The organism is Methanoregula sp., from assembly GCF_049690535.1.
GTDB lineage: Archaea > Halobacteriota > Methanomicrobia > Methanomicrobiales > Methanospirillaceae > Methanoregula.
The window spans coordinates 1-3335 of the sequence record NZ_JBAVMX010000122.1 but is presented as its reverse complement, the minus strand read 5'-3'; the positions used below and the strand labels follow the sequence as shown (position 1 = coordinate 3335).

General features: G+C 55.4%; 4 protein-coding genes. 3 read left to right on the top strand and 1 reads right to left on the bottom strand.

The window, feature by feature from the left end; genetic code table 11:
• From WCE46_RS09740 to WCE46_RS09730, 3 genes are all read left to right on the top strand, one after another.
• Positions 1 to 319: ferritin (locus tag WCE46_RS09740; protein ID WP_424733518.1), on the top strand; the 319-nt coding region annotated here is incomplete at its 5' end.
• A 53-nt stretch (positions 320 to 372) separates the two neighbouring features.
• Complete coding sequence (locus WCE46_RS09735; RefSeq protein ID WP_424733517.1) at positions 373 to 1755, top strand: response regulator; 1383 nt, start codon at positions 373 to 375, stop codon at positions 1753 to 1755.
• Between the two features lie 56 nt (positions 1756 to 1811).
• Positions 1812 to 2918 (top strand): DUF362 domain-containing protein, encoded by a 1107-nt coding sequence (locus WCE46_RS09730; protein WP_424733516.1) that lies wholly within the window; start codon positions 1812 to 1814, stop codon positions 2916 to 2918.
• 85 nt (positions 2919 to 3003) lie between these two features.
• On the opposite strand, the gene WCE46_RS09725 is transcribed toward WCE46_RS09730, so the two are convergent.
• Positions 3004 to 3335 (bottom strand): YkgJ family cysteine cluster protein (locus WCE46_RS09725; RefSeq protein WP_424733515.1); only part of this gene is annotated, 332 nt, incomplete at its 5' end.

Below are 3335 nucleotides of genomic sequence, written 5' to 3'. Positions count from 1 at the left end.
TTACGATTATATCATTGCACGGCAGGGAAAGGTTGTCCTTGACGCGATAGAGGCACCCAAGACAAAGTGGTCATCGGCCGGCAAGGTCTTTGACGAGGTGTACGCCCACGAGCAGAAAGTAACCGGCATGATTAACAACCTTGTCGACCTCGCGGTCAAGGAAAAAGACCACGCAACGTTCGAAGTGCTCCAGTGGTTTGTAAAAGAGCAGGTCGAAGAAGAAATGAATGCCGCCACAATCTGCGACAAGATCAAAACTGTCGGGGATACGCCCGGCCATCTCTTCTGCCTCGACCACGAACTTTCAAAACGAAAATAATAACACATTCTTTTTTATCGTTAGCCGTCAAATGAACGAAATAACGGTCAGAAATGCTGTCAGTGCTTATTATTGATGATGAGGAGGAAGTGCTCAGCGTAACAAAGCTGTTTTTAGAGCGGTTCGGGGACATGAAGATCAGTACCACCAGATCCGCAAAAGAATCCCTTGGACTCCTCAACAACCAGACCTTCGATGCAATTATTGTCGATTACGATATGCCGGAGATCAACGGGATCGAGTTTTTGAAGATCCTCCGGTCAAAAGGCGATACGACGCCGGTCATTATTTTTACCGGAGTGGGACGGGAATATGCCGCCATTGAGGCGCTCAACAACGGTGCGAACTTTTTCTTAAAAAAAGGCGAGGATATCCAGCCGCAGCTCCGGGAGATGGTGCACATGATCAGGCGGGCGGTCGAAGGAAAGATGGTCGGGAAGGGTCTTGGAACCTCACAAAAGATCCTGACCGATGCAGTCCACTTCTTCCGCGAGCCGGCGTTTGCGATCGACCGGGACGGGCAGGTGATCGCATGGAACGAGGGCATGGCAAATCTTTCCGGTGTCGGGGTCGCGGATATCATCGGGAAAAAAGACCACGAATATGCCCTCCCCTTCTTTGGAAATAAGGATCCGATGCTCGTAGACATGGTTTTTGAAGAGCTCCCGGTTATCCGGCGGCATAATTATTCAGTCATTGCAAAGGATGGGGGGACGGTTACCGCGTGGACAAAGGCACCGGCAAGCAACGGAGGGGAGAGGATCCTGTGGATGAAGGCGACCCCGATTTCTGACGGCCGCGGGATCTTTATCGGTATCATCGGGGCGATCCGCGATATCACCAATACCCTTGGACCGGAACTCTTAAGCCGTCAGACTCCCATTACAGCCGATGCGACCACCGCGGAAAAAACCGAACCCCCCGCAGGCCAGGGCAATATGTTTGGCCGCATTCTGGGGAGGGCAAAAGCCCACTACATGGAGGGTCTCAGGCTCTATTACCGGGAAGGGCGGTACGAGGATGCGATTGCTGCTTTTGACCGTGCGCTTGAGATCGATCCCTCGCATGCTTTTGCGTGGAACGACCGTAGTTTATGCCTGAAAGCGCTGGAGCGCAACGAAGAGGCACTTGCGTCCGTTACAAAAGCGGTGGAACTCGCGCCGAATGAGGAGGAGATCCTCTATACCTGTGCCGAAACACTCAAAAAAATCGGGATCCTCAGGGACGATGACACGATCCTCTCGGCAGCGGTGGATACGTACAACCGACTGCTGGAGAAGAACCCGGCGAATGCTGATGCCTGGAACAACATGGGAGTCTGTGCGCAGGAGATGGGCCGGGAAGACCTCTCCCGCCAGTACTTCGAGCGGGCAAAGGACCTGAAACGGTACAATAAGGACAGGTCCCGGATGCGCAACCTTGATGCAATAGTCTGACCGGCCACGAACTTTAGATACGTGTGCGTGACAATAATCGATCGGGGATGATCCGGATGACAAGTAAAGTCTGGTTTGCAAGCCTCCGGGCACGATCGAATGACGAGAGCACCGAGGCAAAAGTACGGCGGCTCTTTGAGGTGGCTGGTTTTTCGTCCTGTATCCACAAGCGGGATCGCACGGCGATAAAACTGCATTTCGGGGAACAGGGAAACGATTCTTTCATCAGCCCGGTCTATGTCCGGCAGGTAGTGGAGAAGATAAAAGAGGCGGGGGCCCTGCCGTTTGTAACGGATACAAACACGCTGTACCTCGGAAGCCGTTCCAACGCGGTCGACCATATCACGACCGCGGTGCACCACGGGTTCGACTACGCGGTGATCGGGGCACCGGTGATCATTGCGGACGGACTCTGCGGGAAAAACGTCGCTCATATTGCCATTAACAAAAAGCACTTTGAATCGGTCTCGATCGCAGGAGACATCGTCGCGGCGGACAGCATGATCGTGATGACCCATTTCAAGGGGCACGAGGTGGCCGGGTTTGGCGGGGCGCTCAAAAACCTCGCGATGGGGTGCGCACCGCCCGAGGGAAAACGGGCGCAGCACCAGGCAAAGCCGTTTTCGATCCGCAAATTCTGTATCGGATGCGGGAAGTGCGTGGCGGTCTGCCCGAAGTCCGCGATCACGCTTGTCAAAAAGAAATCCACTATCGATCACGGTCTCTGCATCGGGTGCTTCGAATGCATGACAGTCTGCCCGTCGCACGCGATCGACATCAACTGGGAGACCGAGATCCCACTCTTTACCGAGCGGCTGATCGAGTATGCGTACGGGGCGGTGCAGGGGAAAGAAGGGAAGGTAGGCTACATCAGTTTTCTTACCCGGATCACGCCGGACTGCGACTGCGTCCCGTGGAGCGATGCATCGATTGTCCCGGACATCGGCATCCTCGCCTCAACAGACCCGGTGGCGATTGATGCGGCGGCACGTGATCTCGTGAACCAGCAGCAGGGGTACAAGGAGTCATTCCTCACATCCCACCTCCACCCGGGCGAGGACAAGTTTGCCGGGATGCGGCCAAACACTGACGGCCCGCGCCAGCTGCAGTATGCAGAAGAATTGGGCATGGGCAGCCGTGACTACGAGCTGGTCAGGCTCTGACACTTTTTTCGCGGGTAGATACCTGAATCAGCACCGGGGCACCCTTTGGCAGCGGCGCTTATCGCGTGTAGGAGCAGGATATCCCTCACTTCCTCACTACATATCCCTGATTTGTCAGCACGCGGATTACCATCTCGTCCCATCGTGAATCATCCGGTTCCCGGACCGCGTCGATGCACTCTTCAAAAATCCGGGTCACCAGCGGATCTTCCGAGCAGAGATACCGGGAGAACATGATCCTTCCCACCCGTCGTCCGGATCGGTTGACGATCAGCATCCGCCAGCAGCCGTAGTCCCGGCAGATATCGGGCCGGGTCAGGTGCACCGTGCAGAACGCCTTCTCCGAACCCGGCTGGTGACGGAAGAACGGGCAGGCCTCGGGGAGCGTGGTAAAGATACTCTTGTCGTCAAAAAGGG

Excerpts from the sequence above, each read along its gene's own strand:
- WCE46_RS09735 (WP_424733517.1), top strand. The coding sequence starts at position 373 with ATGCTGTCAGTGCTTATTATTGATGATGAGGAGGAAGTGCTCAGCGTA.
- WCE46_RS09730 (WP_424733516.1), top strand. The coding sequence starts at position 1,812 with ATGACAAGTAAAGTCTGGTTTGCAAGCCTCCGGGCACGATCGAATGAC.